The organism is Oceanihabitans sp. IOP_32, assembly GCF_009498295.1.
GTDB lineage: Bacteria > Bacteroidota > Bacteroidia > Flavobacteriales > Flavobacteriaceae > Wocania > Wocania indica.
Map to the genome: position 1 here is coordinate 3,332,438 of NZ_CP040813.1, position 26,173 is coordinate 3,358,610.

A 26,173-nucleotide genomic window follows, 5' to 3' on the forward strand; every position below is an offset into this window, starting at 1 on the left:
AAATTTGATACTATAATTAGTCGTTATGTAAAATTGCCGCCTACAAACGCTCGATTGTTTATTTAAAACATAATTGCTATTGCAATCATTTTTAAAACGCAATTATCCATCGCTTGCCAACGCCAAAATAAAAGCTAACCTTTTTTCTCTTATTAAAAATCGCGTATTCGACAAATCATCCACTGGATCATTGTATTTGTATAGCCTAAAATATGCACGCTCATTTCTCCTATTGTTTTACCAAAATTTTATGAGGCCAAGTTTAATATCGAGATTCTATTTTACATAATAAAATTCTAAAACATACCGAAATCATATCCCAAATTGGATAATCTAAAAGACATAGCTTGAGTACTAACATTAAATTTACTAGCTAATTTTTCTATTATATCATCACCATTTAAGTTTTTTGCTTCTTCTAGAATTAACGGTATTGGCATTAATAATGCTGCCGCAAATGCGTTCGCCTCTCTTTCTTTAAGGATTTCTCCTGTCGATGATTCTGAATTACGATACATTATACTTTTATTCTTATCTATGAATAAAGATTTGCTTTTAGAATGCAAAACAAAATGTCCTAATTCATGTGCAATGGTGAATCTTCTTCTTTTCTTGCTCTGATTTAAATTAAAAGCAATATAAGGCTTGTCATCTTTTATGACAAATAAACCTGACACATCGTCATTGAAATTTGAAGCTTCTACTCCTACTCCCAACTTCTTTGCTAACTTATTAACATTAATTGGAGACTTTAAAAGATCAAATTCCTTTAAAATGTTTACAGTTTTTTCTTCGATATAGTTAAAAATCATTTATTTAGATTCTTTATTATTTCTTCTATTGCCTTCTTGGAATCTTCATCCAAATCACTAATATTCTTTAAAATATCACTGTACTCGTTTGTAGAAATATGCTTTTCGACCTCGTTAAAAGTTGGTAGCAACTGTTGTAAATCAAAATTTAACACGGAAGAAATATCATATAATACGTGCAATGGTGGCTGATGCCTTCCTAATTCTATATTAGAAATTGAAGCTCTACTAATAAATATTTTTTTAGCTAAATCTTCTTGACTATAATTTAGCCTATGACGAGCTTCTTTTATTCTTAATCCTATAATCTTATATAGGGTTGAATTAAAATCTTTCATATAATACTTAACGTTTTGCAAATATAAATATTGTTTTGTTAATAAACAATGTTTGTTTAATAAACATATAAACTAAAAGCTTACTATATTGGCATAATTATTGTTTTTGATTTGGCTAATTCTAAAAAGAAAAAAATGGCTACAAACAAACCAGTCGGAGACAACGCAAGAAAAGGAGCAGTAAAACAGCGCTCACAAGTATTAAACCCTAAAACAAATCTTTATGTAAAACGAGATACACAAACAGGAAAGTTTATGGACGTAAAAACTTCTGGAGGGAAATTCAAAGGAGTTAGAAAAGAAAAATAATGGAAAAAGAAAGATTATTATATACCATAAATAGGTTTGACCACTATTTTGATAGTGTAAATAACAAGACAGCTGTATACATAGCTATTAACACTTTTGTTGTTGGTTCTCTTATTACTTCATATGTGACCTTAATAGATGATATTAGTTGTTATTCTGGAATATTTCAAGTTTTAATTTCAATTTCATTTCTGATTGGATTGACAACATTAATAATTTTAGTAAACGCAAGTATCCCGTTTTTTTCTAAAGATTCAAAATCATTGTATTATTTCGGTGGTATTGGAATGATGAAAAAAGATGAGTTTGAATTATGTTCAAAAACGCTCACAACAAAAAAAGAAATGAAAGATTTAAGAAATCAGGTGCATACTCTTTCTTCTGGTTTAACAACAAAATTCACCAAATTAAAATTAGCAGGTAGATTATTGATAATACAATTCGTCTTGTTAATCCCAATTTTTATAATAATAATTTTTAATAAATAAGAATATGAAAATATACAATGACTACCTCCAAATAATTAAAGACGCTGTTGAAAGTGATGCATCCAATCAAATTTATAAAGGATTAGGTTCTCCAATACATAGTAGGACAAATGAGCAATTTAAAGCAATATTAAACAGAGTTGAAAGTAAAGAAATAGCATCAGAGATGAAAATGTTTTCTGAAGGCTTAGGCAGACCAATTAATTATAATCAACAATTAGGACTTCATCCTAGTTTTGCTCATTTAAAAAACACTGACAACGTAGAAGAACATTATATTGTATCAGTATTTATTGATATTAAAGGAAGTACAAATCTTTTCAAAAAATTTAATAAAGAAACTAACTTTTTAATTACAAATGCAATTATCAAAGCAGGAATACATACGGCACTAATATTTGGAGGATATGTTCATAGACTACAAGGTGATGGTATGTTTTTATATTTCGGTGATGAAAATACAGAGCAGAAGAAAGCAGTTGAACTAGCATTACAAATGGTTAGTGTTTATACACATTTTGTAAAAAATGATCTTAAAGAATATTTAATGTCTCAAGGTATTGAAAATATTGGAGTAAGAACTGGGATTGATCTTGGAAAAAAGGAAGATGTATTATGGGGCAATTCTGGAATAGGTGAAATTAGTGAAGTTACAACTTGTAGTTTGCATACAAGCTTAGCCAGTAAAATGCAGTCCTCAGCTTTAAGAAATGGAGTTGTTGTTGGTCAATACGTAAAGGATGAAATTCTAGCTGATGATTATTTCAGTCTTGTTTGTAATCGTCCTGATAAAACCGAAAACGACAGATACATATATAGAATTGATGATAGAAATTTCTATTATAGTCAGTATGACTTTGATTGGGGAAAATATTTAAAAAAGCAGAGTTTTGTAGCAATTGACTCCAATGGAAATCCTGTTATAAAACTTCCTTCAAGTGTAAATACAATTTCAGCACTCAAACCTATTGCAGCAATTAATAAGCCATATTTTAATGAAGGAAAAAACAAAACTTGAAAGAGATATTGATAGGTTTTGTGAGGTTTATCCATCATTTAAATACTACAAAAATTATAATAAAAAGTTTTGCCATTTAATTGGCAATCTTGATGTATGCGATTTAGAAGGGAACTACTACTTTACATTTAGAATAAAGATTTATTTAAATAAAGATAAGTATCCTTACTCTATTCCTAGAATTCAAGAGATTACTAAACACATAAAACGTACAGATGAAAATCACATTGACGAGGAAGGATTTTGTTGCTTAGATATAGAACACATTCTTGAAAAAGAATCTAGAAAAGGAATCAACCTAACTACTTTCTATAAAAATAAGGTTTATCCTTTTTTTACAAATTATATTTTTAAGAAAGAAACTGGAGACTATGCCAACGGAGAATATGCACATTTTTTTGATGGAGTAATTCAGTATTATAAAGAAGAGTTAGAAATTGAAGATTTTAAGATAATTACTAATATTATCTATGCAGTGGCTTCTAATTCAATACCTAACCGCAACGAACTATGTTTATGTGGAAGTGAATTAAAAATTAAGCAATGCCATTTGATAAAGATTAATTCATTGAAGAGCTTATCAAAATCTAGATTGATTTCAGATTTGATTAATTTTGAAAAATTTGTAAATACAAACTACTCAAATCACTTTACTTCCAACAAGAAAAAAAGATTTCTTTAAAGTATGGTTTTTCAATTCCATTCCACACACATTAAGCTTCCCTCCTACGTCGTCGCATAAAAAGTGTTCCATTAACATTGCAGAAGAAACTTTTGGGAATAAATTTTTTAAAGAAACTGTAGTAACAACTTTCGCTTTTACCAAATCGAGGCACAAGATTCGTGAACACCTCTAAAACAATAAAAAAACGTTGAGCAAAGCTCAAGTTACATAACGCAAGTACATTATAGTACAATTTACAACAATTAGCGTAATAGCGCTTTTGGGCGATAGTAATTACGTCAAGCTAATTCTGACTTTGTTATCATAATTTTGGTTACGATGCGAACTCTAGTACAGTAATATAAAAGATGATGTTTTTCCTAATCCAACTTAATCACTTCACTCTTTAGAATCCAGTTTCCATTTTCTTGGACACTTTTTGTAATTGTTATTTTATTAGTTCCTGTTTTTTTAAAAACATCTACAAGTTTTAGGTTTTTATGTACTGCGGTATTAATCATTACCGGCTCTGTGAGTAAGGCGCCATTGGTGGCATTAAAAATATAGAGGCTCTTGCTTGTGGGTTTTATATCCCAAAAACCAATCTCGTCTGCACCATCGCCGTTAAGATCTTTAAGGTTTTCTAATTGCGATTGGTAAGCACCCTCAACTGTTATGGGTTTTAAATCTTTATTGCTAAACATAATCACACTATGGCATTCACCAACGCACTCTACACTCTCGCTGGTTTGAGATTCGCCATTTAAGCTGTTTTTTATTACTGGTGAAATTACCGTTGCATAATCTGAAAGCCCATCGCCATTAAAATCGCCATAGAGTTTTCTTGTATTTGCCATTATTATACTATCGTCTTCCGCACTCGGGAAAATGGGGGCATCCAAGTTTTCTGAATTTTCGTCAACGCCTTCTCGCGATATTTTAAAATTACCGTTTCTATTTATCACGGAAAGAAAAGATTTGTAATTGGCTTCTACACCATTATATTTTACTCGTTTTATAAAGGTTACCAAATAGTTTACACCCACTTTTGTGATTGTCATTTCATCATTTAAAATATCTTGAGTATAGTTCGGAAATTTTTGAAAAAGTATGTTCTTATGTTCTTGCACCTGCGCTCTTGTGCGTTCTTTGTCGTAATACGTAACTACTGGCATATAAAAATTGCTGAGATAAGGTGATTTTAACTGCGAATGCGCTGTATTCCAGTCTATCATAAACTCGCGGACTTCTTTTTCACCCTTAGGATTAATCTGATTGCAGCTAAATAATAATGCCATAAGTAGGCAGGACATCAGTGAAAGATACTTCATATATTTAATTCGGTTTTACCTGTAAATAAATTTACCATAAAGGTACATGTTTTTAATGAAATTATTAAACCATTTCAACCTTTAATCATTCAAAAAATGATACCTAATTTGTGCCGAATGCCACCTAATTTCGAGCCAACAACTAGTTTTATTTTATATCGAAATATTACCCTTCCCGTCTTAGAACCTCCAATGGCGAACTTTTTAAAACCGTTTGAATATTACTTAATCCAATGCCCAGAACCAATAGTGTAATTCCTGGTAAAAACACCACAAACGGAATAATTGAAGGTAAAAAAGGTTCTTTAAAGGCAAATAGGGCTAAACATAAACTGCTCACTAGAGCTAAAATAATACCAACTAAACTGCCTAGAAGTCCTAAAAACACGTATTCAAAGGCAGTAATTTGCAGAATCTGTTTATTTTTTGCACCAAGGGTTCTAAGCAATACACTTTCTTTAATACGTTGATATTTACTGGTTCTTACAGAGCCAATAAGTACAATAATTCCTGTTAGAATACTAAAAAACGCCATAAAATTGATAACCCACGACACCTTATCCAAAATATCTTCCACTAAGGTAAAAACTTGTCGTAAATCGATAATGGATACATTTGGAAATTTACCAACCAATTCGCGTTGTAGGCTTGCAGAGCTGGCCTCATCTGGCACTGTGGTTGTCAAGACATTAAACTGTGGAGCATCTTCTAAGACGCCTTTTGGAAATACAATAGTGAAATTGAGTTGTACTTGCGACCAATCTACCTGCCGGATGCTTCCCACCGTGGTCTCTAGCAATACACCTTGCACGTTAAAAACAACTTGATCGCCAACGGTAATATTAGCATCTGAGGCTAAATTATCGGCAACAGAAATCACCACGGGATCATTAGAATTTACAAAGGGAGTCCACTCCCCTTTCAATAAGGTTTCTGAAGCTGTAAGCGTATCGCGGTAGGTCGTTCTAAATTCATGATTTAAAAGCCAACGGCGGATTTGCCGTGTTGTATCTTGTCGAATATCGTTTACCAATCGTCCTTTAATGCTATGCATACGCATGGTAACCAAAGGAATATTATCTACCACCGGTAAGTCTTTCGCCGCAATACTTTGTGCGACTGCGCTACGTTGTTCTGGCTGAACGTCTAAAACGATAATATTCGCATTTTGAGTAGTCTGTCCGACTTCCGTTTTAGAAAGCAATATGTCTTTAGTAAAATATAAGGTACTAATTAAAAATGTTCCTAAACCAATGGCCACGATTAAAACCACTGTTTGATTGTTAGGCCTGAATAAGTTTAGTAAACTTTGGCGTGCTGTAAAACTCCAATGTTTCGGAAAAAAACGTTTAATAAGGGTAATAAAACCTAAAGAAACACCCGCTAAAAGTAAAAATGTGGTCACTGTAGCACTAACAAATACAATGGCATAAAGCACATTCTGTATTAACCAGAAAGAAAACAAAAAAAGAAATACTAAAATCACTCCAAATACTAAAAACCGTATTTTTAATGGTTCTTGAGAGGCTTTTTCGTCTACTCGTAACACGTCTAAAGGCGAAACATACCAAGTACGAAGCAATGGTAATACGGCAAATAAGACAGACATAAATAGACCTAAAAACACCCCTATTAAAATGGGTTGAATCGAGATAGAAATGTCGAGTGCAAACGGCAAAAAGTCTTTTAGAAGATATGGGAACAAGAGTTGCAATCCAATTCCAATAAAAGCTCCTATAAGACCGCCAAGTATACCTATACCAGCGATTTGAATTAGAAAAATAAGAAAGCTTTGAAGCCTTGAAGTCCCCAAACATTTTAAAACGGCAATGGCTTTTAATTTCTCTTTGATGTAAATATGTACCGAACTAGCAATGCCAATACAACCCAATAATAAAGCGATAAAGGCTGTTAAATTCAAGAATTTACCCACATTATCATAACGTCGCCCAAGCCGTTCGGTCGCGCTAATATGCGTTTTTAAGTCGGCGTTTTCAGCCTCTAAAAGGGGTTCTAATTTTCTTTCTAGCTGTTTTAAATTTAAAGTGTCTGCTGCCTTGTAAAAATATTGATATTCTTTTCTGCTTCCAAATTGCAACAAGCGTGTGGCTTCAACAAATCGATACGGTATAATAACAGGCGGTGCTACCGAACTGGAAATAGCCGAACTGCCGGGAATGGATTTTAATGCACCAGAAATAGGCAGGGTTAGTTCCCCAATTTTTATAGAATTTCCTGGTTTTACATTAAATTGAAGCATTAAAGTCGCATCAACTAAAGCTCCACCTAAGTCTTGGTAATTATCTGAAGAATAACTTGGTACGGTTTCTATCTTACCATAAAACGGAAAGTCGCCATGTAAACCACGAACCCGTACTAATTTAGTGCCTCCGTTTTTTGGAAAAACCACCATAGAGGCAAAATTAACTTCGTAGGCATTGGGCTTTAAAGAGTCAATTATAGCTTGGGCGTCTTCTGTAGGCTCTTGTCTAGAATCAATTATAAAATCTGCACCCATTAAGGTTTTAGATTGATTCTCGATATTTTCTTTTAAATTTGTGCTAAATAATTGAATAGATACCACTGCGGCAATACCAAGAATGATGGATGCCATAAATAATAACAGGCGTACTTTACTCGCTTTGGCATCGCGCCAAGCCATTTTAAATAGCCATGGTATTTGTAGGTTTTGTTTAAAATTGTAGTTTTTCACAGTACGCTAGTCGGTTGATTGGTTACTATTTTCCCACCTTTAAGTCTCAAAATTTGTTGTGTTCGATTAGCCAATTCCAGATCGTGTGTAATGATAACCAAAGTTGTTCCGTTTTCTTTGTTTAAATCGAATAATAGCTGAATGATCTTTTCACCAGTGTCATCGTCTAAGTTCCCGGTAGGTTCATCGGCAAACAAAATAGAGGGGGCATTAGCAAACGCACGAGCCACAGCCACGCGCTGTTGTTCGCCACCAGAGAGTTGCGACGGATAATGATGAACACGGTCTCCCAATCCCACTTTTTCTAATAAAGCCCTACTCTTTTTTGTCGCTTCTTTAGAGCCTTGCAATTCTAAAGGCACACTCACATTTTCAAGCGCAGTAAGGGTTGGTAATAATTGAAAATTCTGAAAAATAAAACCCACCTCCTGGTTTCGTAACTGGGCGCGTTGGTCTTCATTTAAACGGTTTAAATCTTGTCCGCACAATTCTACGCTTCCAGCATTTGGTTGGTCTAAGCCAGCACAAAGCCCTAATAAAGTGGTTTTTCCGCTTCCTGATGGCCCTACGATTGAAAAGGTTTGTCCTTTTTCAACATCAAAAGAAATGTCGTGTAAAACCGTTAATTGTTTATCACCACTCACATAGGTCTTTTCCAAACCAGTTATCTTTAATATCTTTGACATGTAAATTCTAATTTAAATAGCGACTTATGTCTCAGCACGAAAATAATCAATTGCAGCTTAATGCACCAACTAGAATAACCTTTAAACTCTTAAAGTTTTGTTATTTTATTACCATTTTTCTACTGGTTTCTTGCGGAGATTCTAAGGCTAAAAATACTGGAGAAACTGAGCAGTCTGCAACTCAAACTGCAGATACTCTGCCAACAGAAAATTCGAATAAAACGATTTTGTGTTTTGGCGATAGTATCACAGCAGGTTACGGTTTAGAGGATACCAATGATGCTTTTCCAGGCGTTTTGCAACAACGTATAGATTCTTTAAACTTAAACTACACTGTAATTAACTCGGGTGTTAGTGGTGAAACATCGGCAGGTGGTAAGAGTAGAATTGACTGGGTAATTAAACAAAAACCAGATGTTTTTCTTTTAGAACTTGGGGCTAATGATGGTTTACGTGGCGTCGCATTAACAGAAACACGATCGAATTTGCAAGCTATTATAGATGTTGTAAAATCTAAGAGTCCAGAAACTACTATTATACTTGCTGGTATGCAATTACCGCCCAATATGGGGCTCGAGTATACCAATTCGTTTAAACAGCTTTTTGCAGATCTTGCAAAACAGAATAATTTAGAATTTATTCCCTTTATTTTAAAAGATGTTGGTGGTGTAGATTCTTTAAATTTAGCCGATGGCATTCATCCAAATCCGGCCGGTCATAAAATAGTGGCAGATAATGTGTGGGAAGTCTTAAAGCCAATAATCCACTAGTTTTAAATCAAGCCATAATTTTGCTAACGACATCAAACTGGAATCTAATTGACTAAATAAATTACATGGATATTGGTACAATAAAATTGCTTTTTGATTTTGGTCTTTTTGTGCTTATTTGGATGGTTCAGCTCGTGGTTTATCCTAGTTTTTTGTACTATCAGAAAAATGATTTAATAAAATGGCATAAATGGTACACAAAAGGATTATCTGCCATTGTGATTCCGCTTATGATTGGACAACTTATCACCGCGATTACCCAACTTATTGAGCATATGGCTCTTGAAACTGTTGTAAGTCTGTTGTTAATTATTCTGGTTTGGATAGCTACTTTCACTCAATTTGTACCCATACACTATAAAATTACTAATAAGGAAGCAACAGACCAATTACTTAAGCAGCTGGTAAACAAAAATTGGTTGCGCACGCTATTATGGACCTTTATTTTAATTTGGAACTTATATTTTAACTGGAATTAGAAAAAAAATGAAAAAGCAAGATTATAACATACACATTATAGGTGCAGGAATTAGTGGATTAATAGCAGCAAAGGTTTTAGAAAATAAGGGATTTCATCCTATTGTTTTCGAAGCCAGCGATCGCGCAGGCGGAAGGCTTAAAACCGATATGGTTAACGGTTACCAATTAGATCACGGGTTTCAAGTGTTATTAACCGCCTACCCTAGTGCCCAAAAACACTTAGATTTTAAAGCTTTAGATTTACAAAAATTTCTACCAGGTGCCGCCATTTTTAGTAACGGAAATATCAAAACTATTGGCGATCCTTTACGAAATATATCACTATTGTTTCCAACCTTGTTTTCAGGTATTGGCTCCTTTTCAGATAAATTGAAAATACTTAAACTAAACGCACTTTTAAAGAAAACCACTCTAGATGACATTTTCGCTAAAGCGGAAAAACCAACGGCTCAGTATTTAAAAGATTTTGGTTTTTCTGAAGACATGATTTCCAAATTCTTTAAACCCTTTTTTAGTGGTATATTCTTAGAACCCCACTTGGAAACATCAAGCAGAATGTTTGAGTTTGTCTACAAAATGTTTGGAGAAGGTTTTGCAGCCTTACCAAAAGCTGGTATCGAGGCCATACCAAAGCAATTGAAAGCGAATTTAAGCAAAACGACATTTCATTTTAACACAGAAGTGAAGTCGGTCGAAGACCGAAAAACACGGCTTTTTGATGGTACCGAATTAGAAAGTGATTTTACAATTATTGCTACAGACGCGAGTAAATTAGTGGGAAAATTAAAGCATAAAGAATTACAATGGAAATCTTGCGACGCCCTATATTTTGAAACTGGACTTAGAACAATTAGCAAACCTCTTATTGGGTTAATAACCGATAAAGACGCATTAATTAATAATATTTTTTACCATAACAGCATTAAAACCGCATCAAAAGGTCACCAAGAGTTATTATCGGTTACCGTTGTTAAGGATCACGATTTATCTCCAGAAGCCTTAATAAAAAGGGTTCAGGAGAAATTAAAAGTCTATTGCGGAATAGATTCGGCGTCATTTTTAAAGCATTATTCCATATTGCGAGCTTTACCTAAGCTCGATCATTTAAAATATGACATGTTACCGTCTGAAACGTCTTTCACTCATCACGTTTTTCTTGCAGGGGATATTTTGTTGAATGGCTCACTTAATGCAGCCATGATTTCTGGAGAGCGGGCTGCTTTAAATCTGATAGATACTATAGAAAAGGAATTAAAACGAGCGTAATGAGATCTAATTATTGTGATTACTCAGGTTTAGCTTGAATTTGAAGGAGTCATAGTTTATTTCTGAAACTCATATCTTTTTAAAAGCTCTAACGACGTATAATCTAGTGTTTTTTGGAGCGTACTTTCTAGAACTATTGGAGGGGCAACACCAGCTTTTTCGGCTTGTAACCACCGCGATATACTAAGACACCATTTAGAACCGGCAACAAGACCTGGAAATTGCCATTGTGGAATTGGAGTGCTTAAGTCGTTACCTTTTGATTTCGTGTAAGCTAAAAACTCGGTGGTCATGATGGCGCAAACAACATGAGTGCCCGTATCATGAGATGCGGTACGACAATAGCCATCACGAAAATACCCTGTTGCAGGATGACTACAACAGGGCTGTAATGGGGTACCGAGTACATTTAATTCCTCCATTCTAAAATGCGGGTTCAGGTCTTCCTTTTAAACGGACTTCAATTTTTTTCTTTTTAACCGTTAAACGCTTCATTAAATCCATTATGCTAGAGTCTTTAGTTTTTTTATAAACTTCATTTAACTCCAATATTAAACGTTTTGCTTCTCTTGAAGCCACCACCCTGTCGCTAGTAGACATATGGCTCATTTTTGCGTTTTCAAATTCTATTGCTTTATTTATTAATTCCATGTATTATGTATGTTTTGTTACTTTTGATCTAAATTTAATTCAACAAAATCTATTATCAAAAATTATTCAATTGATTAACTTTATTTTAAGATTGATTTAAATGATAAGAAAGCAGGTAAAAGTGATGTAAAGTAGCGCTAAACGTCATAATTGATCACTTCTAGCTCATACTCTGAAACTTTTTTTTGAAAATCTTAATTTGATAAAATAATTAAACATTTACTACGAATATTTTATTAGTGCTGACTTGTTGTGAAATATTTTAAAGGTTTAAAAAAAATCCTGAAATATTATTATTCCAAAATACGCATAAAAACTATATTCGCGCCATGTGGATGTATTTGGGTTTATTAGCAGCGCTTTTTTTAGGTTTACACAATCTGTGCAAAAAACATGCCGTACAAGGTAATGAGGTTTTTCCTGTGCTTTTAGGCACGATTTCTAGTGGGTTTTTGTTTATTGCGACATTTTATGTGATTTCTGTATTTTATCCGGAATACGCCTTAGAAAATGGTTATAATTTTCAGAATATTTCTTGGCATACCCATGGTTTTATTTTTATTAAATCTGCTATCATGGCAGGTTCGTGGGTTTTAGCATATCAAGCTTTAAAGCACTTACCCATAACTATCGTTACTCCAATTCGCTCGGCCGGTCCATTCTTTACTTTTATTGGTGCCATGGTTATTTATAAGGAGAGTCCTAATTTGTATCAATGGATAGGGTTTTTCTTAATTATTTTTTCTGTGCTTTTATATTCCAGAATCGGAAAAAAAGAAGGTATTATTTTTAAACGTAATAAATGGATTTTTGCCATAATTGGGGCCACTTTTTTAGGTGCTTCAAGTGGTTTATACGATAAGTTTTTAATTCAGGATTTAACTTTAAATCCGCAAACCTTACAGTTTTGGTTTTGTTTTTATACCATTCTTATTTTACTAATCATATTAAGTATAACTTGGTTTCCTTATGCCGAAAAACGAAAGGCGTTTAAATTTCGTTGGTCTATTATAGCGGTTGGTGTCTTATTACAAGCAGCCGACTACTTTTACTTTAAAGCCCTACAAGATCCCGATGCCTTAATTATGCTGTTATCGGCTATAAAACGCAGTCAGATTTTAATTGCGGTTGTTATTGGTGGTTTGCTATTTAAAGAACAAAATAAGCGTAAAAAATTAGTTCCTTTAGCTGGCATTATGCTTGGTGTATTTTTGATTTTGTATTCCAATTGATTTTACAATTTAGCCAACTTGGTTATTTTTAATGACACTTCGCAGTCTCTAATCATACTTAAACGATTCACATGGCATTCTAATAAAATAAATTAGCTCTAAAAAGTATTTTATTCATATTAAAAAAGAATGAACATTCATTTTTTGCTATCTTTGTAAATCAATATTAGTATTATGGTAAAACTTCAAAAAAGTATCGATAAGCGCAATGCCCTGATAAAAGCCACCATAGAGTTGGTAAACAATAATGGTTTCCACGCCACACCCATGAGTAAAATCGCTAAAATGGCAAAGGTTTCACCCGCCACTATTTATTTATACTTTGAAAATAAACAAGATTTAGTAAATCAGACCTACATAGAAGTCAAAGCAAAATACACCAATTACGCTTTTGCAACCTATAATGAAACCTTAAGCGTTAAGGAAGGTTTTGAAACCATCTGGAAGCGTATTGCCGACTTTAAACTAAAAGACTGTGAAAACGCCCTGTTTTTAGCCCAATGTGATAACACGCCTATAATAGATGAAACTTGTAGACAAGAAGGCATTAAACACTTAAAACCCCTACTCGACCTTTGGGATCGCGGAAAAGAAGAGGGTATTATTAAACCTATTTCTAATTATATTTTATATGCTTATGCTATAAATCCCCTATCTTTTTTAATGATTTCACAAAATCGCAAAGTCTTTACTTTAAACAAAAAACATATTGAGGAAGCCTACCAATCGGCTTGGAATAGTATAAAAGTTTGTAAATAGCATGAAAAAAACAGCCATTATATTAGGAGCAACTGGTTTAACTGGAAATATTCTTCTTCATAAATTAATTGCAGATGATAGGTACGATCACATCAAATTATTTTCACGCTCAAAAATTAAAGGATTACCCCATAAAGTAAGTCAGTTTACAGGAAACCTTTTAAAACTAGACGCTTTTAAAGTAGATTTTACTGGTCACGAAGTGTATTGTTGTATTGGCACTACCGCCAAGAAAACCCCCGATAAAAATCGTTACAGACAAATAGATTACGGTATTCCAGTAACAGCGGCAAAACTTGCAAAAGAAAATAATATTCCTACTTTCTTGGTTATTTCAGCGATGGGAGCTCATTTAAAAAGCCTTGTGTTTTACAATAGAACCAAAGGAGAAATGGAACGTGATATTTTACAACAAAATATACCAAACACCTGTATTTTAAGACCTGCCTTAATTGGTGGTAAACGAAAAGAACGCAGATTACTAGAAAAAATGGGCTTGATTCTCTTTAAAGTTATTCAACCATTATTTATTGGTAACCTAAAACACTACAAGATAATTGATGCGGAAGACATCGCGCAAGCGATGATAAATTTAGCGAATACCAAAAACTGTAAGGGCATCATAATCCCTTCGAACGACATTAAAAAAATTGCAAATATTTAATACTTAAAATTAAAACAGATGGAATTATTAGACAAATTAAAGTGGCGATATGCCGCTAAAGCGATGAATGGTAAAAAAGTTGCAGACGATAAAATAGAACGTATTTTAGAAGCGGCACGTTTAGCACCAACATCTAGCGGATTGCAGCCTTTTGAAATTTTTGTAATTAAAAATCAAGCTATTAAAGAAAAAATTAAACCAGTGGCATGGAATCAATCTGTAATCACAGATTGCTCTCACCTACTCGTTTTTGCAGCTTGGGATACCTACACAGAAGAGCGCATAAATTATATGTTCGATTTAACAAACGAGATTCGTGGGTTTAAGAACGAAGGTTGGGAAAATTACCGCAAAATGTTACTTGATATGTATCCAAAGCAAGATGCCGAAGAAAATTTTAATCATGCGGCAAAACAAGCCTATATTGCATTGTCTCAAGCCATTATCGCTGCAGCTTTTGAGGGTGTAGATTCAACACCAATTGAAGGCTTTGATCCTGCTGCTGTAGATGAGATTTTAGGACTACGCGAAAAAGGATTACGCAGCGCTGTTTTGTTGCCTTTAGGCTACAGAAAAGAAGAAGACGATTGGTTAGTTAACCTGGTTAAGGTGAGAAAACCTATGGAAGATTTAGTGACTGTAGTTGAATAATTGATGCTGAATACAACATGATACTAAAACTTGAAAAAGGAGTTTATAATTGATTACGAAAAAGCCTGTAAGTAAACCGATTACAGGCTTTTTTGTTTTAAATAGGCCATTATTTTAGGACTTGAACTAAGCTGAAAAAATATTTTGGTAAAAAGAATTAAATATTTAAATAATTTCGTCGTTAAAACAACCTTTTTAGATCACTAGTGTCCGATTAAAAATATTATAATGCTGTCAATCCTTTTAAAATAAAGAACTTTGTACATTTTTTAAAATGTCACCTTGCTTATTTGAAATAATTATTAAGATTTAAAGGAGCTATTTTGTTAATTAAAGCACTTCTGTTTATCAGTTAGTTAGAATCAAGTCTTGGTTCTTATGTCTATTAGCGAAGCGGTCTTATGTCTTTTGTCGGACATTAATGTTTTTAAATCATAAAAATCTATTCACATTATCCTTGAAGCGTTATGGTTTTCAATTTAAAACAGGTATTAAGACATTAAATTAAAAGAAAGTTTAATACCATTAATTACCATTCCCGTGCCAATAATAGCAATTATTAATCCCATTATTTTTCCAATTACCGAGATAACGTTATTACCCACTATTTTAACAATAACATTACTCAATTTAAAGGTGTAGTATGATAAAATACTCATAAATCCGAATATTCCAATTACCAACATGATTTCTATGGTTTCCACTTTGGCCACAAAATTCATGGCTGTAACAATAGTTCCTGGACCCGCCAAAATTGGGATGGCTAAAGGAGAAACCGCAATGTCTTCATCAATATCAACGTTTTTTATTCTTTTAACAGTAGATGGTTTGGATTGTAACATTTCAAATCCAATAAAAAATATTAAGATACCTCCGGTGATTTTAAATGCCGGAATACTAATATTAAATAATTCAAAAATAAACTTTCCTAATAACACAAACACCGTCACAATTATAAAGGCAATAATGTTAGATCTTTTGTTTATATTATTCTTAACCTCTTTATTTAGACCTTGTGTTAAGGATACAAAAACAGTCATGTTTGATATGGGATTAGTTATAGCAAAAAATCCTGTAAATACTGTAATTGAAAAGGTGATTAGGTTATCCATTTATTGCAATATAATTGTTTTAAAATGCAAAATTACCTCTTTTATTTAAAGTAATTTATAATTTTAAAAATAGTTTTAATTGATTTCAATAAAACTGTTTTTTTACAAGCTTATATTTTTATAACTTAAAGGTTTCTAACTAGTAATTTCATTTTTTTGCTGATAAAGACAAATATTAACACTATTGATTTTTAAGAGTTTACTTCCAAATTATACTCTCTTTTGTTACTTCTGTAAAGGCATTGTAAATATGAGATAATCGCGCTTTTAAAAGTAGTTTTCTTCCTTCAGTACTTCTTGTAAATAGTAATTTACTTCTGCCCAAATAGGCTCTCCAATATTTTTGAAATACTAAAGCATTTTGTTTGTTATCACCAAATAACTCGGGTACTGGATAGAAATTCTCGATATCCAAACGTTTTCTAAACAGGTTGGTTTTTATAATTAAATATCTGGGAGATTCTAAAGGTTCTAGAAGATCGCTTAATGCTTTGGTAAACAATGTGTTTTCTAAGGCGTTGGCACCATTCAAGTTACAAACTACATATCCTTTTCCCTCTAAATGAGATCTTACAGTAATACCGTTTCTATTAGAAGTTATATAACCCAAGGCATCTAAAGTATCTAAAATGGCAAGCCCCATTTTTTTTATTTTTTTATAGAGATAGCCATAACGTATATAAAGTTTAAAAGCCTTATAAAATTTATATCCAAAAGTAACTAAAAACGCCACGATAAAAGCCTTTATGACATAAAAAACACCCTGCTGAAAAATAAGATTAAAACGAGTCGCAATGAATTCGATATTGAATAACACTACGGCAAAAAACAATTCTATTACAAAAAACCGTAGCGCATCAAAATAATAAATTTGCTTTTGCTTTTTAAAGGGTTTTGTTCCCTTGTGTAACCATTTAACTTCTTTAGTGAGTCTAGCGCCCTTCTCTATCGCCTTATCCCATTTTTGGGTAATTAAACTGCGGTTTGTGGCGCGTTTTATTGTATTGGTGTTTAAAGTTTGGAGGCTTTCTACAGGGATTTCTTCAGGGATGTTTAAACGCTCAAACCCATTGCAAATAAAGGGAATATTACTATTTGTAAGGCCTACAAAAGCTTCAAATCGTCGTTTTAAGGTATCTACTTCTTGGCTTCCATCTAAAGTTGTAGGGTCTAAACAGGCTAAATGCCAAATATTTCCTGTTTTATTAGGCGAATCTGCATCTTTTCGAATGGCTCTGCCTCGCATTTGATTAGAGGATACAAACGATCCTATAAAAGAGGCTAAAATTAAACTGTTAATCGACGGCGCATCCCAGCCTTCGCCCAACAGAGATTTAGTGCCTACCAAAACTTTAATATACCCCGCCTCAAATAGTTGAGTGAAGATACTTACTATAGACGATTTTGATGTACTTTTTGATTGAACCAATAAAAACGAAGTATCTATTTGTATGGGTGCAAATGAAAAATTTTCGAGAGTTTCAAGGGCTTCAAAAGCATTTAAAACAGATTGATGAATAATAACCATACTTCCTGTAAGTACAGCTAACTCTTCTGGTTTTTCACAAGATTGTCTTATAAATTGAAAAATGGGAAGCACCCCTATTTTATTGATGTCTTCTACTGTTTCAGCCTTAATATTTAAAAATTCTTTACGAATATAATCCGTAAGAATTACACATCTTAAAGCTTCTTTTAAGTTTTTCCGCTCTGCATTAACAATACTTACAATGCTTTTTAGTTTACTTGGGCTGTTGGATAGTGATTTATAGAGTCGGTTTTCGCCAATAAAATCGATGGTATTCCGTTCAAAAACATGCAGTCGTTTTAAGCGTTTTTCCAATTGAGAAAGATAATCCTCTTGACTCAATAATTGTTTGCGGTCTGAAACCAAAAGGTTTTGAAATAAAATACCCAACCACTTTAAATCAAGCTCAGGAAACTGAATCGTATCCTTTTTTCTGAAACCTAAAACCTTTAATTTTTCATGCTCAATTTTAAATCCACAAGCATTCAGAAAAATCAGTATCGCCGAAAAATATTCGGTATTGGCGTAAAGTTCATCTAAATGACTATTGGGATGATTATAAAAACGGTGTTCTTGTAAAAATGAAATAAAAGACTCATCTTCTAACAATGCATCTTTAAAATGGGCAATATTTCTTCTAAAATCAACAATAAAATCAATCGCTAAGGCTTCGGGTTTAGAGAAATACACAAAATCTTGATGCGGACACAGATCCCTTTCCCTCACCAAATCTGGCACTGCAATTTCGTCGTCAACCTCACCACAAAGGGTGAAATATTTTGAAACCTCTACACTAGTATTATCGTATGGCGGTGTTGCAGTAAGAGCCACAATGTAAAATTTACTATCGCGTTTTAATTCCATTAAACAAGTCCACCAAGCGTTTTTTAAATGGTGTGCCTCGTCTAAAACTAAAGTTTCAATTTTGTGCTTTTTAAAGAACTGAAAATACTCACTTTTATCTTCAAAAGTTTTATAAAAAGCATAGAGCGATTGGTAAGTAGAGAATGTAATATCGTTAGGTGTTCGTAAATCGAATGAATAAGCCCTAAAACTAGAGGCATTGGTGAAAAAATTTTGTAAGCGATTTTCCCATTGATTCCTAATGGTTAATGTTGGAGCAAGTACTAGCGTTTTTTTACCTACTTTTCTTATAATTTCTATGCCTAAAATGGTTTTTCCCGAGCCTGGAGGTGCGATAACATGAAAGTGATCATCTGAGATATGACTATCAAAATGTTTTAAAAGTTCTGATTGATAACTACGCCAGGGATAAATAAATTTTAAATCGTTTAAAGATGTGAGCAAAATGGATGGTGTTTAATACGCTGTTTTGTAGTGAACGAAAGTAATAAAATTGATGAAATTTACATTGTATTTTGTTCTGTTTTTATTGCGATATTTATACAATAAAAGCAATCAAATTATCAAATAAAGATCATTTGGTTAGAAATAATGAATTTTTATTAAAATTTATAAAAAAAACTACCATCACTCCCTTCGTGGAGTCTCATAAGTAATTTTTTTTAGTTATTTTCACAAAAGCATAATCCCAATCGAATAATATGAAAAAACTATTACAATTATTTATTCTCCTATTTTTATTTATAAGTACTTCTCTTTATGCACAAGCGGGGTTTGAGTCTAGATGGAATACAACTAATCTAAGTACTGGTTCTTCTGGAAATAATCAAATTACCATCCCAACTAATCCTGCTTTTACTTATAACTACACTGTAGATTGGGGAGACACGAATATAGATAGCAATGTAACGGGCAACATTACCCATACTTATACCACTCCAGGTATTTATACCATAACTATTACCGGTACTTTTCCCGCCATTTATTTTAACAATGATGGAGATCGTTTAAAAATTACAGAAATTTTAAGTTGGGGCACTACCATACAATGGCAAAGTATGGAAAATGCCTTTTATGGTTGCGAAAACTTAAATTTTGATGCGATTAATTCTCCAGATTTATCTCAAGTTACTTCTTTAAGAAATATGTTTAGAGGCTGTACCTCTTTTAATGGTATTCTAAACAATTGGGATGTGAGCACCATTACCGATATTTCTGGTCTTTTTGCTGAAGCAGGAATCTTTAACAGACCTTTAGAGAGTTGGAATACCATTAATGTGACTGATATGTCGTACACATTTCATCAAGCTAGACGCTTTAATGAACCTCTAGATAATTGGAACACCGCCTCTGTGACCACTTTAGAATACACATTTTCTGAAGCAAATGATTTCAATCAAAATATAAATAATTGGGATGTAAGCCAAGTTACCAATATGTATGGAGCCTTTAGGTATACTGGTAATTTTAATAATCCATTAAACAATTGGGTTGTAACTCAGGTTACAAATATGTCTAGCATGTTTCAAGGTTCTGGCTTCAATCAGCCCATAGCAAATTGGAACGTAAATAATGTGACCAACATGTCTGCCATGTTTAGAGAATCATTATTTAACCATCCTATTGAAATTTGGAATGTTTCATCAGTAACCAATATGCGTGAAATGTTTCACAGACACAGAACTTACAATCACCCTTTAAATAATTGGGATGTAAGCAATGTTACCAATATGGCAAGTATGTTTGATGGTTGGTTATGGGATGCTATCTATAATCAACCACTTAATAATTGGGATGTTAGTAAGGTTACCGATATGCGTAATATGTTTAGAGAAAATTCAGCTTTCAACCAAGATATAAGTTCTTGGGATGTAAGTAGTGTTACCAATATGTCGGGAATGTTTCAACAAACTCCTGTTTTCAATCAAGATATTAGCTCTTGGGTTGTTACTAATGTAACTAACATGGCTTATATGTTTAATCAAGCCACTGTATTTAACCAACCTCTAAATACTTGGAACGTTAGTAATGTGGTAAACATGTCTTATATGTTTGATCGCGCTTTGGCGTTTAACCAGCCGCTTAACACCTGGAATGTTAGTAATGTCACCAATATGCGTAACATGTTTAACGAAACCCCTGTATTTAATCAACCCCTTAACAATTGGGACACTACCAATGTTACAAATTTTAGCGCTATGTTTAATTCAGCGAGCAGTTTTGATCAAAACCTCGGAAACTTCAATATTAGCAATGCTAATAATATGATAAACATGCTTTCTAACTCAGGACTTTCACAAACTAATTATGACGATACATTAATCGGTTGGGCCACCCAAACCGTAAATAACAATATTACTTTAGGGGCAACTAATTTACAATATTGCGATGGTCGTTTTGCCAGACAACAACTAATAGACAGTAATAATTGGTCTTTTGCAGGAGATATTATAAATTGTTCTTTTGTGCTTTGTACCAATTTAGTTTCGCCTTTAAATGGTGACACCAATGTGCCTGCTAGTGCGAATCTGGTTTGGCAAACTACACCTAATGCCGCAGGATACCGTGTTACTGTAAGAATAATTAGAGGTGGTATAGAGTCCATTCCGTTTAACGATTTTGATGTTGGAAATAACACGGCTCTTAACCTAGAAACTCCCTTAGGTGCCGATCTTTTGGTAGCCGGAGATCAAGTTTTCGTTACCATTGTGCCTTATAATAGTAGTAATGAACCTGCAGTTAATTGTGTAGAGGAAAGTTTTACAGTTGTTGAGAGTTGGGTAAATAGTCCTGATGCCTTTAAATTTACCATAGATACCCGTAACCTTGATACAAACTCTAGTGCTGCAAATCAAATTAGGTTAGAGTTGTTATCTGGTTTAACATATAATTTCTCTGTCGATTGGGGAGACGATCAATTTAACAACAATGTGTCCAACCCCATTACGCATACTTACGCTGTACCTGGTATATATACCATCTCTATTATTGGTAATTATCCTGCACATTATTATGGATCTTCAAATAGAGATAATTTAAAATTAATTTCGATGGATCAATGGGGTACGCAAGTTTGGGAATCTATGGCAAATGCATTTTATTATTGTGAAAATATGGTGTATAACACAACTGATGTTCCAAACTTAGCCAATGTAACTAACATGTCTGGCATGTTTTCAAATTGTCTTTTATTTAACAACAATATAGATAATTGGGACGTAAGTAGTGTTACCAATATGTATAGAATGTTTATTGGTGCAAGACTATTTAATCAACCCCTAAATAGTTGGAATGTAAGTAACGTGACTAACATGTCTGACATGTTTTTAGCTGCTACTGCTTTTAATCAACCCTTAGACAATTGGAATACTGCAAATGTTACAGATATGTCGCGTATGTTTGAGAGTGCTTCTGTGTTTAATCAAAACATTAATAACTGGAATGTAAGTAATGTCACCAATATGGCAAGTATGTTTGACCGTGCTTTAGTTTACAATCAACCGCTAAATAATTGGGATGTTAGTAACGTAACCGATATGAGTAAAATGTTTACGGGTTTGATCTTAAGTATGGCTTTTAATCAACCAATTGGTATGTGGGATGTTAGTAACGTGACCGATATGAGTGAAATGTTTAAAAGCTCTACAAGTTTTAATCAGCCTCTAAACACATGGAATACTGCCAATGTAACCACCATGAATAGTATGTTTGAAGATGCAGATAGCTTTAATCAACCTTTAAATAATTGGGACGTATCATCTGTAACCAACATGGGAAGAATGTTTCAAGCCGCTTCGGTATTTAATCAAAACATAAATTCTTGGAATGTCACAAACGTTATATTTATGCAAAGCATGTTCTTTAATGCTACGGCCTTTAATGAGCCATTAAATAATTGGGATGTAAACTCAGTAGTAAATATGTCTAGAATGTTCAGAAGGGCCTCTAGTTTCAATCAACCTTTAAATTCTTGGAATGTGAGTGCCGTAGCCAATATGTCCTCAATGTTTGAAGATGCCATAGCTTTTAATCAACCCCTAGATAATTGGGATGTGTCTTCTGTAACACTAATGGAGTCCATGTTTGAAGGTGCAACGGTATTTAATCAAAATATAAACGCTTGGAATGTTGGTGTGGTGACCCAAATGGAAGCCCTGTTTAAAGAGGCTGTGGCTTATAACCAGCCTTTAAACAATTGGAATACCAGAGAAGCTTTAACCATGCAAGAAATGTTTAGAGGTGCTACAGCCTTTAATCAACCTATAGATTCTTGGGATGTGTCTTACGTGACCAATATGGAAGAGATGTTTAGAAATGCAACCGTTTTTAATCAAACTATGAATTCTTGGAATGTGGCTTCGGTTACCACCATGCGCAGCATGTTTGAAGAGGCCTTAGCCTTTAATGCTGCTATTGGTAATTGGAACGTAAGAGCTGTAACAACCATGCAAAATATGTTCTCTGGTGCGACTAATTTTAATCAGAATATTAATAATTGGCGCGTTTTTAATGTAGAGAATATGAATTATATGTTTAGAAATGCTACGGCCTTTAATCAACCCTTAAACCAGTGGAGTTTTGGCGCAGTAAGCATGAATTCTATGCTTTTTACTGCCTCTGCCTTTAACCAATATCTTGGGGATTGGGATATATCTGGTGTAAGTGATATGACAGATATGTTAGACAGAACTGCAATTACAAGAGAAAATTACGACAATACTCTTATAGCTTGGTCTCAACAAGCCCTTACACCAAATATTACACTTGGCGCCGAGGGTTTACTGTATTGCGATGCTTTAGAAGAAAGGCAAACCATGATTGATAATTTTGGATGGACAATCGCAGATGATATTTTAGATTGTCCGTTGCCAACATGCACCCAATTAGTCTCGCCTTTAAACGGAGCAACCAACGTACCTGTAAACACCAATTTAACTTGGGATCCTACCTTATTTGCTCGTGGTTACAGATTAACGGTAGGCACAAGTCCTGGCGGAAACGATATTGTAGATAATGAAGTGGTTAATGATACTAGTTACGAATTTACATCAGACTTCACTGGCGGTGAAACCGTATATGTTACCCTTATTCCTTTTAACGATACTGGTAATGCCATAGGTCCTTGTGTTGAAGAAAGTTTTAGCATTTCAACCGATGCTGCTACGGTACCAAATTGCACTACGCTTACTGCGCCTGTTAATAATGCTACCAATGTAACAGTGGGCACCAATTTATCTTGGCAACCCATTGCAGATGCAGACGGATACCAACTTAGCATAGGAACAAGTGCTGGTGCTACTGATATTTTACCTAACACAAACGTGGGTAACGTAACTATATTCGATTTACCAACAGATTTACCAGAAGACACCGATATATTTGTGAGTATTATACCTTTTAATGATCAAGGTTTAGCAACAGCATGTGCGTCAGAGCGTTTTACCACAGAATTAATACCTGCGCCTCCTGTTTGTACAAACCTAACCAACCCTTTAAACGGGGGCGTTAACGTACCTTTAGACACTAATATTAGTTGGAGTGCTGTACCTAATGCAACCGGATATCTTGTTATTGTAGGAACTACACAAGGAGGTAATGAAATAGTTAATAATGTAGATGTAAATAATAATACAAGCTATGTTATTCCTACTAACCTGCAACCCAATCGAACCTACTATGTAACCATAATACCGTATAACGCTATTGGTGATGCTATGGGTTGTGCCGAAGAAAGCTTTAGAACAGGAACAAGTCTTATAAACGCTGTACCTGCATGTACCTCATTAACTATGCCTTTAAATAACGCAACTAATGTAGCAGTTGGTACAAATATTGAATGGAATGCTGTAGCAAATACAACAGGTTATAATTTAACTATTGGCACAACTTCTGGAGGAGATGATATTTTGCCATTAACCGATTTGGGAAATGCTACGACTTATAATTTGGTAAGCGATTTACCAGAGGCCACAACAATATTTGTAACGATTACTCCTTACAATGCTATTGGAGATGCGGTAAGTTGTACTGAAGAAAGTTTTACTACAGAAACCTTAGCAACCGCTCCAAATTGTACCACATTAATAAGCCCTTTAAATAATGCCACAAATGTTAGTGTAAGTACTAATTTAACTTGGACTGCCATTACCAATGCAGACGGTTACAGAATTTCTATCGGCACAACTTCTGGCGGAATAGAACTGGTAGATAATGAGGTTTTAGGAAATGTTACGAGTTACAATCCAATAAATGATTTTCCAGAAAACACCACTATTTATGTTCGTATTACTCCGTTTAATGCGTTTGGAGATGCAGTAAATTGTTCCGAAGAAAGTTTTACTACAGAAACTTTAGCAACCGTTCCAAATTGTACCACATTAACAAGTCCTTTAAATAATGCCACAAATGTTAGTGTAAGTACTAATTTAACTTGGACTGCCATTACCAATGCAGACGGATACAGAATTTCTATCGGCACAACTGTTGGCGGAATAGATTTGGTAGATAACGAAGTTTTAGGAAATGTTACGAGTTACAATCCAATAAATGATTTTCCAGAAAACACCACCATTTATGTTCGTATTACTCCGTTTAATGCGGTTGGAGATGCAGTAAATTGTTCCGAAGAAAGTTTTACAACAGAAACTTTAGCAACCGTTCCAAATTGCACCACATTAACAAGTCCTTTAAATAATGCCACAAATGTTAGTGTAAGTACTAATTTAACTTGGACTGCCATTACCAATGCAGACGGATACAGAATTTCTATCGGCACAACTGCTGGCGGAATAGAACTGGTAGATAATGAGGTTTTAGGAAATGTTACGAGTTACAATCCAATAAATGATTTTCCAGAAAACACCACTATTTATGTTCGAATTACTCCGTTTAATGCGGTTGGAGATGCAGTAAATTGTTCCGAAGAAAGTTTTACTACAGAAACTCTAGCAACCGCTCCAAATTGTACCACATTAACAAGTCCTTTAAATAATGCCACAAATGTTGCTGTCTCCACCAATATAACATGGAATGCGGTGGCTGATGCAGACGGTTATAGAATTTCCATAGGCACCACAGCTGGTGGCTCAGAATTGGTAAGTGATGAAGTTTTAGGAAACGTTACCAGTTACAATTTAACAAACAATTTACCAGAAAACACTACTATTTATGTGCGTGTGATTCCGTTTAATTCTATTGGCGATGCTATTAATTGTGCTGAAACATCCTTCACTACAGAAACCTTAATTCCTGAGTGTACAACGCTTACATATCCTTTAAATAACGATACAGATATTCCAATTGATACAGATTTATCTTGGAACACTGTTGACAATGCTACAGGTTATAGATTGAGCATTGGCACAACAGTAAACGGAACAGATATTTTAAACAATGAAGATGTAGGCTTAGCAACATCTTACAATGGTCTAGATAACTTCGCCTTCGACTCTATAATTTATGTTTCGGTAACACCTTATAATAATCAAGGTGACGCACTTAATTGTGATTTTACATCTTTTACTACAGAAACTGAGCCTTTACTTGAATCCAAATATGGCTTATCCCCTAATGGTGATGGTATAAACGATTTTTGGGAAATAAGAGGTATAGAAAACAGTCCGCAAAACACTGTTAATATTTACAACAGGTGGGGCGATTTGGTCTTTACAATTTCTAATTATAACAATCAAGATAGAGTATTTAGAGGTACGGCTAACAAACTAACCAAGCTTGGTGCTGGACAACTACCAAACGGTACCTATTTTTTTGATATTAAAGTTCAAGGTACTCATAACTTAAAAAAATTAAGAGGTTTTATTGTCCTCAAGCGCTAATC

General features: G+C 33.8%; 21 protein-coding genes. 12 read left to right on the forward strand and 9 right to left on the reverse strand.

Annotation, left to right across the window (positions count from 1 at the left end; genetic code table 11):
- Window positions 1-296: 296 nt before the first annotated feature.
- Window positions 297-812: an ImmA/IrrE family metallo-endopeptidase gene (locus tag FEZ18_RS14000; RefSeq protein WP_153268897.1), complete on the reverse strand. Its 516-nt coding sequence runs from the start codon at window positions 810-812 to the stop codon at window positions 297-299.
- Window positions 809-1,150, reverse strand: a complete 342-nt coding sequence (locus FEZ18_RS14005; RefSeq protein ID WP_153268898.1) for a helix-turn-helix domain-containing protein — start codon at window positions 1,148-1,150, stop codon at window positions 809-811. The genes FEZ18_RS14000 and FEZ18_RS14005 overlap by 4 nt, the downstream gene beginning before the upstream one ends.
- A 135-nt stretch (window positions 1,151-1,285) precedes the next feature.
- On the opposite strand from FEZ18_RS14005, the gene FEZ18_RS14610 reads away from it, so the two are divergent.
- From FEZ18_RS14610 to FEZ18_RS14020, 4 genes are read left to right on the forward strand one after another with little or no spacing between them, the layout of a single operon-like run.
- Window positions 1,286-1,459: a hypothetical protein gene (locus FEZ18_RS14610; RefSeq protein ID WP_194269486.1), complete on the forward strand. Its 174-nt coding sequence runs from the start codon at window positions 1,286-1,288 to the stop codon at window positions 1,457-1,459.
- Complete coding sequence (locus FEZ18_RS14010; protein ID WP_153268899.1) at window positions 1,459-1,947, forward strand: hypothetical protein; 489 nt, start codon at window positions 1,459-1,461, stop codon at window positions 1,945-1,947. The genes FEZ18_RS14610 and FEZ18_RS14010 overlap by 1 nt, the downstream gene beginning before the upstream one ends.
- A 4-nt stretch (window positions 1,948-1,951) precedes the next feature.
- Window positions 1,952-2,965, forward strand: a complete 1,014-nt coding sequence (locus FEZ18_RS14015; RefSeq protein ID WP_153268900.1) for an adenylate/guanylate cyclase domain-containing protein — start codon at window positions 1,952-1,954, stop codon at window positions 2,963-2,965.
- Window positions 2,943-3,647: an SEC-C metal-binding domain-containing protein gene (locus FEZ18_RS14020; protein ID WP_153268901.1), complete on the forward strand. Its 705-nt coding sequence runs from the start codon at window positions 2,943-2,945 to the stop codon at window positions 3,645-3,647. The genes FEZ18_RS14015 and FEZ18_RS14020 overlap by 23 nt, the downstream gene beginning before the upstream one ends.
- A gap of 362 nt (window positions 3,648-4,009) precedes the next feature.
- On the opposite strand, the gene FEZ18_RS14025 is transcribed toward FEZ18_RS14020, so the two are convergent.
- The 3 genes from FEZ18_RS14025 to FEZ18_RS14035 all read right to left on the reverse strand — a co-directional run bounded on the left by FEZ18_RS14025 (window position 4,010) and on the right by FEZ18_RS14035 (window position 8,359).
- Entirely contained in the window at window positions 4,010-4,960 is a 951-nt protein-coding gene (locus FEZ18_RS14025) for a hypothetical protein (RefSeq protein ID WP_153268902.1), read from the reverse strand.
- Between the two features lie 166 nt (window positions 4,961-5,126).
- Entirely contained in the window at window positions 5,127-7,622 is a 2,496-nt protein-coding gene (locus FEZ18_RS14030; protein ID WP_153269129.1) for an ABC transporter permease, read from the reverse strand.
- A 47-nt stretch (window positions 7,623-7,669) separates the two neighbouring features.
- The gene (locus FEZ18_RS14035; RefSeq protein ID WP_153268903.1) at window positions 7,670-8,359 is read right to left on the reverse strand and encodes an ABC transporter ATP-binding protein; all 690 of its coding nucleotides are present in this window, start codon (window positions 8,357-8,359) and stop codon (window positions 7,670-7,672) included.
- Window positions 8,360-8,385: 26 nt separating this feature from the next.
- Between FEZ18_RS14035 and FEZ18_RS14040 the strand changes: the two genes are divergently transcribed.
- From FEZ18_RS14040 to FEZ18_RS14050, 3 genes are all read left to right on the forward strand, one after another.
- A complete protein-coding gene (locus tag FEZ18_RS14040; RefSeq protein WP_153268904.1) occupies window positions 8,386-9,129 on the forward strand; it encodes an arylesterase in 744 nt (247 codons plus the stop codon).
- 65 nt (window positions 9,130-9,194) lie between these two features.
- Window positions 9,195-9,608 (forward strand): hypothetical protein, encoded by a 414-nt coding sequence (locus FEZ18_RS14045; protein WP_153268905.1) that lies wholly within the window; start codon window positions 9,195-9,197, stop codon window positions 9,606-9,608.
- A gap of 7 nt (window positions 9,609-9,615) precedes the next feature.
- Window positions 9,616-10,875: an NAD(P)/FAD-dependent oxidoreductase gene (locus tag FEZ18_RS14050; protein WP_153268906.1), complete on the forward strand. Its 1,260-nt coding sequence runs from the start codon at window positions 9,616-9,618 to the stop codon at window positions 10,873-10,875.
- Window positions 10,876-10,931: 56 nt separating this feature from the next.
- Here the strand turns inward: FEZ18_RS14050 and FEZ18_RS14055 are convergent, their stop codons facing one another.
- Both FEZ18_RS14055 and FEZ18_RS14060 read right to left on the reverse strand, forming a co-directional pair.
- A complete protein-coding gene (locus FEZ18_RS14055) occupies window positions 10,932-11,297 on the reverse strand; it encodes a DUF2237 family protein (protein WP_153268907.1) in 366 nt (121 codons plus the stop codon).
- A 1-nt stretch (window position 11,298) separates the two neighbouring features.
- Window positions 11,299-11,526, reverse strand: a complete 228-nt coding sequence (locus FEZ18_RS14060; RefSeq protein WP_153268908.1) for a hypothetical protein — start codon at window positions 11,524-11,526, stop codon at window positions 11,299-11,301.
- 329 nt (window positions 11,527-11,855) lie between these two features.
- Between FEZ18_RS14060 and FEZ18_RS14065 the strand changes: the two genes are divergently transcribed.
- The 4 genes from FEZ18_RS14065 to FEZ18_RS14080 all read left to right on the forward strand — a co-directional run bounded on the left by FEZ18_RS14065 (window position 11,856) and on the right by FEZ18_RS14080 (window position 14,832).
- A complete protein-coding gene (locus FEZ18_RS14065; protein ID WP_153268909.1) occupies window positions 11,856-12,758 on the forward strand; it encodes a DMT family transporter in 903 nt (300 codons plus the stop codon).
- Window positions 12,759-12,932: 174 nt separating this feature from the next.
- Window positions 12,933-13,517, forward strand: coding sequence for a TetR/AcrR family transcriptional regulator (locus FEZ18_RS14070; protein ID WP_153268910.1), 585 nt, complete (start codon window positions 12,933-12,935; stop codon window positions 13,515-13,517).
- Between the two features lies 1 nt (window position 13,518).
- Window positions 13,519-14,181, forward strand: a complete 663-nt coding sequence (locus FEZ18_RS14075; RefSeq protein WP_153268911.1) for an NAD(P)H-binding protein — start codon at window positions 13,519-13,521, stop codon at window positions 14,179-14,181.
- A gap of 18 nt (window positions 14,182-14,199) precedes the next feature.
- Window positions 14,200-14,832, forward strand: coding sequence for an NAD(P)H-dependent oxidoreductase (locus FEZ18_RS14080; protein WP_153268912.1), 633 nt, complete (start codon window positions 14,200-14,202; stop codon window positions 14,830-14,832).
- A 491-nt stretch (window positions 14,833-15,323) separates the two neighbouring features.
- Here FEZ18_RS14080 and FEZ18_RS14085 read toward each other — a convergent pair whose 3' ends face one another.
- Window positions 15,324-15,944 carry a MarC family protein gene (locus FEZ18_RS14085; protein ID WP_153268913.1) on the reverse strand — a complete coding sequence of 207 codons (621 nt, stop codon included), beginning with the start codon at window positions 15,942-15,944 and terminating at the stop codon, window positions 15,324-15,326.
- 199 nt (window positions 15,945-16,143) lie between these two features.
- Window positions 16,144-18,780 (reverse strand): DEAD/DEAH box helicase family protein, encoded by a 2,637-nt coding sequence (locus FEZ18_RS14090; protein ID WP_153268914.1) that lies wholly within the window; start codon window positions 18,778-18,780, stop codon window positions 16,144-16,146.
- A 257-nt stretch (window positions 18,781-19,037) separates the two neighbouring features.
- Here FEZ18_RS14090 and FEZ18_RS14095 point away from each other — a divergent pair, with 257 nt between their 5' ends.
- Window positions 19,038-26,171 (forward strand): BspA family leucine-rich repeat surface protein, encoded by a 7,134-nt coding sequence (locus FEZ18_RS14095; RefSeq protein ID WP_153268915.1) that lies wholly within the window; start codon window positions 19,038-19,040, stop codon window positions 26,169-26,171.
- The last annotated feature ends 2 nt before the right edge of the window (window positions 26,172-26,173 follow it).

Excerpts from the sequence above, each read along its gene's own strand:
- FEZ18_RS14000 (WP_153268897.1), bottom strand. The coding sequence starts at position 812 with ATGATTTTTAACTATATCGAAGAAAAAACTGTAAACATTTTAAAGGAA.
- FEZ18_RS14005 (WP_153268898.1), bottom strand. The coding sequence starts at position 1,150 with ATGAAAGATTTTAATTCAACCCTATATAAGATTATAGGATTAAGAATA.
- FEZ18_RS14610 (WP_194269486.1), top strand. The coding sequence starts at position 1,286 with ATGGCTACAAACAAACCAGTCGGAGACAACGCAAGAAAAGGAGCAGTA.
- FEZ18_RS14010 (WP_153268899.1), top strand. The coding sequence starts at position 1,459 with ATGGAAAAAGAAAGATTATTATATACCATAAATAGGTTTGACCACTAT.
- FEZ18_RS14015 (WP_153268900.1), top strand. The coding sequence starts at position 1,952 with ATGAAAATATACAATGACTACCTCCAAATAATTAAAGACGCTGTTGAA.
- FEZ18_RS14020 (WP_153268901.1), top strand. The coding sequence starts at position 2,943 with ATGAAGGAAAAAACAAAACTTGAAAGAGATATTGATAGGTTTTGTGAG.
- FEZ18_RS14025 (WP_153268902.1), bottom strand. The coding sequence starts at position 4,960 with ATGAAGTATCTTTCACTGATGTCCTGCCTACTTATGGCATTATTATTT.
- FEZ18_RS14030 (WP_153269129.1), bottom strand. The coding sequence starts at position 7,622 with ATGGCTTGGCGCGATGCCAAAGCGAGTAAAGTACGCCTGTTATTATTT.
- FEZ18_RS14035 (WP_153268903.1), bottom strand. The coding sequence starts at position 8,359 with ATGTCAAAGATATTAAAGATAACTGGTTTGGAAAAGACCTATGTGAGT.
- FEZ18_RS14040 (WP_153268904.1), top strand. The coding sequence starts at position 8,386 with ATGTCTCAGCACGAAAATAATCAATTGCAGCTTAATGCACCAACTAGA.
- FEZ18_RS14045 (WP_153268905.1), top strand. The coding sequence starts at position 9,195 with ATGGATATTGGTACAATAAAATTGCTTTTTGATTTTGGTCTTTTTGTG.
- FEZ18_RS14050 (WP_153268906.1), top strand. The coding sequence starts at position 9,616 with ATGAAAAAGCAAGATTATAACATACACATTATAGGTGCAGGAATTAGT.
- FEZ18_RS14055 (WP_153268907.1), bottom strand. The coding sequence starts at position 11,297 with ATGGAGGAATTAAATGTACTCGGTACCCCATTACAGCCCTGTTGTAGT.
- FEZ18_RS14060 (WP_153268908.1), bottom strand. The coding sequence starts at position 11,526 with ATGGAATTAATAAATAAAGCAATAGAATTTGAAAACGCAAAAATGAGC.
- FEZ18_RS14065 (WP_153268909.1), top strand. The coding sequence starts at position 11,856 with ATGTGGATGTATTTGGGTTTATTAGCAGCGCTTTTTTTAGGTTTACAC.
- FEZ18_RS14070 (WP_153268910.1), top strand. The coding sequence starts at position 12,933 with ATGGTAAAACTTCAAAAAAGTATCGATAAGCGCAATGCCCTGATAAAA.
- FEZ18_RS14075 (WP_153268911.1), top strand. The coding sequence starts at position 13,519 with ATGAAAAAAACAGCCATTATATTAGGAGCAACTGGTTTAACTGGAAAT.
- FEZ18_RS14080 (WP_153268912.1), top strand. The coding sequence starts at position 14,200 with ATGGAATTATTAGACAAATTAAAGTGGCGATATGCCGCTAAAGCGATG.
- FEZ18_RS14085 (WP_153268913.1), bottom strand. The coding sequence starts at position 15,944 with ATGGATAACCTAATCACCTTTTCAATTACAGTATTTACAGGATTTTTT.
- FEZ18_RS14095 (WP_153268915.1), top strand. The coding sequence starts at position 19,038 with ATGAAAAAACTATTACAATTATTTATTCTCCTATTTTTATTTATAAGT.